We start from the raw sequence: 6,000 nt of genomic DNA on the forward strand, positions 1-6,000 counted from the left end.
AAAAATGACTATTAAGAAAGCGGTAATACCAACTGCGGGACTTGGTACAAGATTCCTCCCGGTAACTAAATCCATGCCAAAGGAAATGCTTCCTATCATCGATAAGCCAGTGATCCACTATGTAGTAGAAGAGGCTATAAACTCCGGCATAGATGATATTATATTCGTCACGGGAAGAAGTAAAAGGTCTATAGAGGACTATTTTGACGATTCTCCTGAGTTGGAAATGCACTTGAAGAGCAAGGGAAAAACAGAGATGCTTAAAATGGTGCAGGACATCTCTTCTCTTGTGGATATCCACTATATCAGGCAAAAGGAACCCAGAGGACTGGGAGATGCAATCCTCACAGCTGAGAAACATATCAGTGGAGATCCTTTTGCTGTGCTGCTTGGTGACGACATTATAGTAAACAGCACTCCATGCACAAAGCAGCTAATCGAGGTTTTCAAAAAATATGGCCGCTCCACCATTGCAGTGGAAGAAGTCCCAAAGGAAAAAGTTAGCAACTACGGTATCATCAAAGGGCGTGAACTTGATGACCACCTATACCTCCTTGAAGATATTGTGGAGAAACCGGCTCCTGAAAAAGCTCCTTCGAATACCGGTGCTATTGGAAGATACGTATTCACTCCAGAGATATTCGATTGCATAAAACAAACAGCTTGTGGCGTAGGTGGAGAAATACAGCTAACAGATGGTATTAGACTTCTTAACGCATCCCAAAAGATCTACGCATACAAGTTCACGGGCAAACGTTATGATACCGGTGACAAACTGGAATATGTTAAAGCCATCGTGGATTTTGCTTTAGAGAATGAGGAAATGAGAGACGAAATGCTGGAGCATCTGAGAACGCTTAATCCATGCAATTGAGTTAAATAGTTACATTTCAACCCTTAAGTATGAAATGACCTCCACCAATCTGTTATCTTTTTCCCAGAGGTCATCCATACATTCTTTTTTGAACAATAGGATAGTATTCTCTCGTAAAAAAACAGTCCATTGCCTATCATGGCTTCACTTGGAAAACGTAGAGTAAGTATGCCAGAGCATTCAGAGACGTAGTCTATGATTTTCTTTATGGATTCCCAGGTGTTTTCAATATCATCATCATCATTTAGATTTGCATTTCCAAAACTTTCTGAAGCATTGAAATCAATGACATTCAAGGGCAATACTGTGATATCTACGTCCTTTATTTCAGGATCATAAGCCCTGAAAGGGTAACAGACACTTTCACCAAAATGGTTCACCGGATCTACAAAAGCAGTCATATACTCGAAACCTGCTTGGTACAATATTATCCAATTTTCAGGATTATTCAAAGAGTTAAATGGGTCCACATACCCCACCACCTTATCCCTGAGGACATCTTCTAATTTCATTTTTCGTGAAACTATCTCCTCAAGATCAAAAAGTGAGTCTGGACTTCCAAGAAAACCAACTTCCCAGCCATTTTCACGAATGTTTTTTAATTCGCATGCAAGGTCTGAAATGTTGTAGTTATAACCTTTTTCTCCTTTGTTCAGGACCGAGAAGTAAAAACCAGAAATTGCACCATATTTACGCTCAAGCTCTATGAGCTTTTCAAAATTAAAGAATGGATTGAACTGTCTGCTGAACCTTGAAAAAAGCATTTTAAAGCCGTTTTTTATTGACCCTTTTTTCATGTGCCTGTAACAGTAATAAAAGACATTTGGTAATGAAGGAGAAATAATTCCAACATCATGAACAAGGCATACTGCAAATTCTTTACCCTCGGGATATTTATGAGAGGAACTATTGTTAGAGGGCGCAGAAAATAGTGGTTTCAATAGGTCACATTGTTGAGGAGCCATCTTCAGAACATCCTTCATCTGATAAGCTCCCTATTTCTAATTAATATAATAAAGGAGATTCAGAATTGAATCTTTTTCCCTTCTTTTGCAGACAACAATGCTGCCTCTGCCATCCTGACAGCCCTCATACCTATTGTGCCATTGGATAGAGGTTCCTTTCGTGAGACAATGCACTCCAGAAAATGACAAAGTTCCTCCTTTAGAGGTTCTGCATATGGAATGGGAATAGTATAGAAGCCTTCATTCTCCACACTGAAAATTGTATTGTCCTGGATTTCCTGTTCAGCTATCCGCATATCGAAGATATGGAGTTCCTGTGGTTTTAAGTAATCGATTCTAGCCACTTTTTCAGATCCTACCACAACAAGATCGCGGTGCTTGCCATAAGCAGGCATGATCCAGCTTTCAAATGCATAAGCAGTAGCCCCTCCAAAATCCATGGTGATCATAGCGGTTTCTTCAATGTCATTCTGCAATGAACAACGTGTATCTGCAAGTATGCTTATTGGCATGTCCTTGTTAACAAGGTAACAGAAAATGTCAACTTCGTGAATACCCAAAGCATAGATAACACCCATGTCCTTTCTCGGAGCACCGAATGAAAAACGATTTCCAAACATTATCCTAATAGAACCCAGTTCTCCAAGGTCAATTCTTTCCTTTAACTCTTTTACGGCAGGATGATGTCTGAAAATATGGCCTACCATAAGGATCCGGCCTGTCCTTTCCGCAACCTTTACAAGCTCCTCTGCCTGAACAATGTCCATGGTCATTGGTTTTTCAACAAGCACATCTTTCCCTGCTTCCATCAGTTCCTTGGCAAGATGGAAATGAGTAGGAGAAGGCGTGACTATACTAACGCCATGTATAGTAGGATCATTAAGGATTTTTCTATAGTCAGTGATGTAATCGATCCTGAACAATTCTCCAAGCTCTTTGGCACGCTTCTCATTTATATCACAGATTATCACTTTATCAATTCTGCCTTCTGAAAGAAGTTCACTATAGGTACGCACATGGTTCTTGCCCCAGTAACCAGTACCTATGACTGCAATGCCTGTCATTTTAACCCTCCTATGACATTGTCAGCAATATAATGGACATGTTCATCCGTAAGTTTTGGGTGCATCGGTATGGAGAGAATTCTCTTTACACACGCATCTGTAACAGGAAGCGTTAGATCAGGAGCTTCCATACATGGCTGTCTGTGGACAGGCACCGGATAGTAAATTCCCGTACTTATGCCTTTAGTGTGCAGATATTCACGCAGAGCATCCCTATTTGGTGTCTGCAGAGTATAGACATAATAAGCATGCTTTGCCCAATCCGCTTCCTGAGGAACACTTACATAATCTTCCAGCAGATCGTTGTACATAGAAGCTATTTGCCTTCTTCTTTCAACCCATTGTGGAAGGTGTTTTAACTGCTGTCTGCCAATTGCAGCAGGGATCTCGCTCATTCTGAGATTAAGACCCAGCATTTCATGCAGGTATTTATCAGTACGACCATGGTCCCTCAGCATTGACATTTTATGAGCTATTTCCTCGTTGTCTGTGAGAACCATACCTCCATCTCCTGCAACAGTCATATTCTTTGAGGGGAAAAAACTGAAGACAGCGAAATTTCCAATAGAACCTGCTTTTCTGCCCTTGTATTCTGCACCATGTGCCTGGCAGGCATCTTCAACAACAGAGATCCCGTGCTTTTTTGCTATTTTCATGATTGGATCCATATCAGCAGGATGACCATAAAGATGAACAGGGATTATTGCTTTAGTATTGGGAGTAATAGCTTCCTCGAGCTTTGCAGGGTCAAGATTGTAGTTTACAGGATCTATATCAACATATACCGGAGTAGCACCCAGGAACTTTGCAGGGCTTGCTGTAGCAATGAAGGTGTGAGATGGAACAATCACCTCGTCTCCCCTGCCAATTCCAAGAGCCATCATAGTTAAAAGCATGGCTGAAGTTCCGGAATTTACGCCAATAGCATATTTGGAGTTGCAATATGCAGAAAATTCTGCCTCAAAAGCTGTCAAGTTCTTACCTTTCACATACTGGCCGCTGTCAAGAACAGTATTAACAGCTTTTTTAATCTCGTCATCAATGTACATTTCACTTAAATTAACCTGCAAGATCTCAACTCCTTTTTACAGATAGTTTCCTATCACTCTTTCAACCATTCATAAGGCCTTATGAAGTAGCCAACTTCACATTTCATTTCATCAATTGTACAAATAACACGGGCCGGATTCCCATAAGCAAGTACATTCGGAGGTATATCTTTTGTGACAACTGATCCCATGCCGATCAAAGAGTTTTCTCCAATGGTTACTCTTGGGCCAATTGTTACATTACCGCCTATCTTCACACCTCTTTTCAATGTAACATTCTTAGCACAATCCTCAAAACGGGGACATGGAGGATGAAGGACGTTCAATATCGTAGTAGAAGGACCTATCCACACATTATCTTCAATGATCACAAATTCCGGAATAAAACAATTAGAGTGGATCCTTACATTGTTGCCGATGTTATTCTCACGTTCGATCACAGAATGAGAACCAATGCTTACATTATCACCAATGATATTTCCTTCACGAATGAGCACACCATGCCCTGTCTGAAACTTATCACCGATCTTGTTCCCACCGTAGATGACAGAATGTGAGCGTATTGTCGCATCGTCTCCGATTATTGTTTCTGGACCCTCTGGAGGATAAATACTTATTTCTACGAAAGCCTGTACATTAGAGTTTTTTCCAATTATCGCTTTATTGTTCTGCATAATGGTCATTCATTGGTTATCTTTACTCTTTCAGTTGGCTCCCAGACGTGTACATCCCTTAGCATATTGAAGAAACCAAGGAAAAGATAACTCTGGTAGATAATAAAGGAAGAGAATACGTTTGGTACTACTCCACCTATGGATATGAGTGCAAATATCGCTAAGACAAAAATTACTGAATACACTATGCTCAAAGAAACTAAATAGAAGAACCAAACAAGCAGAGATAAAAAGAACATTGTAGGTACCACAAAGAAAAGAAGTATCCTGAGAGGAAAAACGAATGTTCCGAATTTTCCAAATTTAGGAGAAAGTGCATCCCTGTTGACAAAAGTAGCTTCCAGAAGCCTTGTAGCCCGGCGTATCTTTTGCCTGCGCTGTTCATAGAATTTGTCAGGAACGTATTCATAGAACTTCGCAGATGGCACGTATTGGCACCGATATCCTTTTTTTATTACTGACAATGCCATACTTGCATCATCTGCACCTCTGCGGGTGTTCAAGGAAGAAGAAGCTTCCTTTTTGAATGCAACAACGGGACCGTTAAAACAGAAAGTTGAATGTATCTTGCTTTCCCAGGTACACATTCTTCCATATATGGATCTGTAAGCTGATTCAGAATTTGAGAACACTGATTCTCCTTTTGCTACTGGTATCAGGTCGCCTGAAACTGCACCAATGTCATCACTGCTAAGAAGTACTGATAGAAGATCAGGAATTGTATTTTCATCAAAAAGTCCGTCAGCTCCGGTTATAACCACGAGCTCATTGCTGGAATTTTCTATTCCCCTATTGATAGCTTTATTGACCCCGCTTCTTTCATGAGTAATTACTTTTCCCTTTATAGAATGCTTCTGAAGAGCAGCTTTTGCTACTTCCTCTGTCCTGTCGTGTGAACCATCGTTGGAAACTATTATTTCAAGTTTCTCAACGGGATACACAGAGACAAGATTATTAATACGATCAGCTATCCCAGATTCCTCATTGTAAGCGGGAATAACTACACTGACCACAGGCAAAGATTCAAGCTTTTTTACCAATGGATTTTTTGTTGTAAAAGCTCCCACAAGATATACCAGATAAACACTAGCTGGGATAATCGTTAAAAGAACAGCTATGGGTAGTAAGCTCATGTGCATCATTTTAGAGATTAGTGTAGGATCAAAGTAGCTACGCACAACGTATAGTCAGTTATATAATATATAGATAATGCCGATTCAATGACAATATTATGAATTAGTTTAGAGATAGGGTCCTTGTAGTATCCTCACTCAGCAAAGGCTTGTAAAGCCTTCTTTTCATTAATGCCGAGGTTTATGGTCATCCCCACTAAAAGTACAGCCAGAGAGCAGTATTTTTGAACAGATCTCCTTG

The 6,000-nt window shown here is 40.3% G+C and carries 6 protein-coding genes; 1 reads left to right on the plus strand and 5 read right to left on the minus strand.

The features are described 5' to 3' along the window. The first annotated feature begins 4 nt into the window (after positions 1–4). A complete protein-coding gene (gene galU, locus ACC612_RS06850) occupies positions 5–874 on the plus strand; it encodes a UTP--glucose-1-phosphate uridylyltransferase GalU (RefSeq protein ID WP_371853744.1) in 870 nt (289 codons plus the stop codon). A 23-nt stretch (positions 875–897) separates the two neighbouring features. Here galU and ACC612_RS06855 read toward each other — a convergent pair whose 3' ends face one another. Genes ACC612_RS06855 through ACC612_RS06875 form a run of 5 tightly spaced genes read right to left on the minus strand, consistent with a single transcriptional unit; the run spans position 898 to position 5,759 of the window. After that, the gene (locus ACC612_RS06855) at positions 898–1,857 is read right to left on the minus strand and encodes a hypothetical protein (RefSeq protein ID WP_371853745.1); all 960 of its coding nucleotides are present in this window, start codon (positions 1,855–1,857) and stop codon (positions 898–900) included. 41 nt (positions 1,858–1,898) lie between these two features. Next, positions 1,899–2,903, minus strand: coding sequence for a Gfo/Idh/MocA family protein (locus ACC612_RS06860; RefSeq protein WP_371853747.1), 1,005 nt, complete (start codon positions 2,901–2,903; stop codon positions 1,899–1,901). Then, entirely contained in the window at positions 2,900–3,973 is a 1,074-nt protein-coding gene (locus ACC612_RS06865; protein WP_371853748.1) for a DegT/DnrJ/EryC1/StrS family aminotransferase, read from the minus strand. Before ACC612_RS06865 ends, ACC612_RS06860 begins: the two co-directional genes overlap by 4 nt. 32 nt (positions 3,974–4,005) lie before the next feature. Next, positions 4,006–4,635, minus strand: a complete 630-nt coding sequence (locus ACC612_RS06870; RefSeq protein ID WP_371853749.1) for an acyltransferase — start codon at positions 4,633–4,635, stop codon at positions 4,006–4,008. Beyond that, positions 4,632–5,759 (minus strand): glycosyltransferase, encoded by a 1,128-nt coding sequence (locus tag ACC612_RS06875; protein WP_371853750.1) that lies wholly within the window; start codon positions 5,757–5,759, stop codon positions 4,632–4,634. The genes ACC612_RS06870 and ACC612_RS06875 overlap by 4 nt, the downstream gene beginning before the upstream one ends. Positions 5,760–6,000 lie beyond the last annotated feature (241 nt).

This window comes from Methanomethylovorans sp. (genome assembly GCF_041447285.1).
Classification (GTDB): domain Archaea; phylum Halobacteriota; class Methanosarcinia; order Methanosarcinales; family Methanosarcinaceae; genus Methanomethylovorans.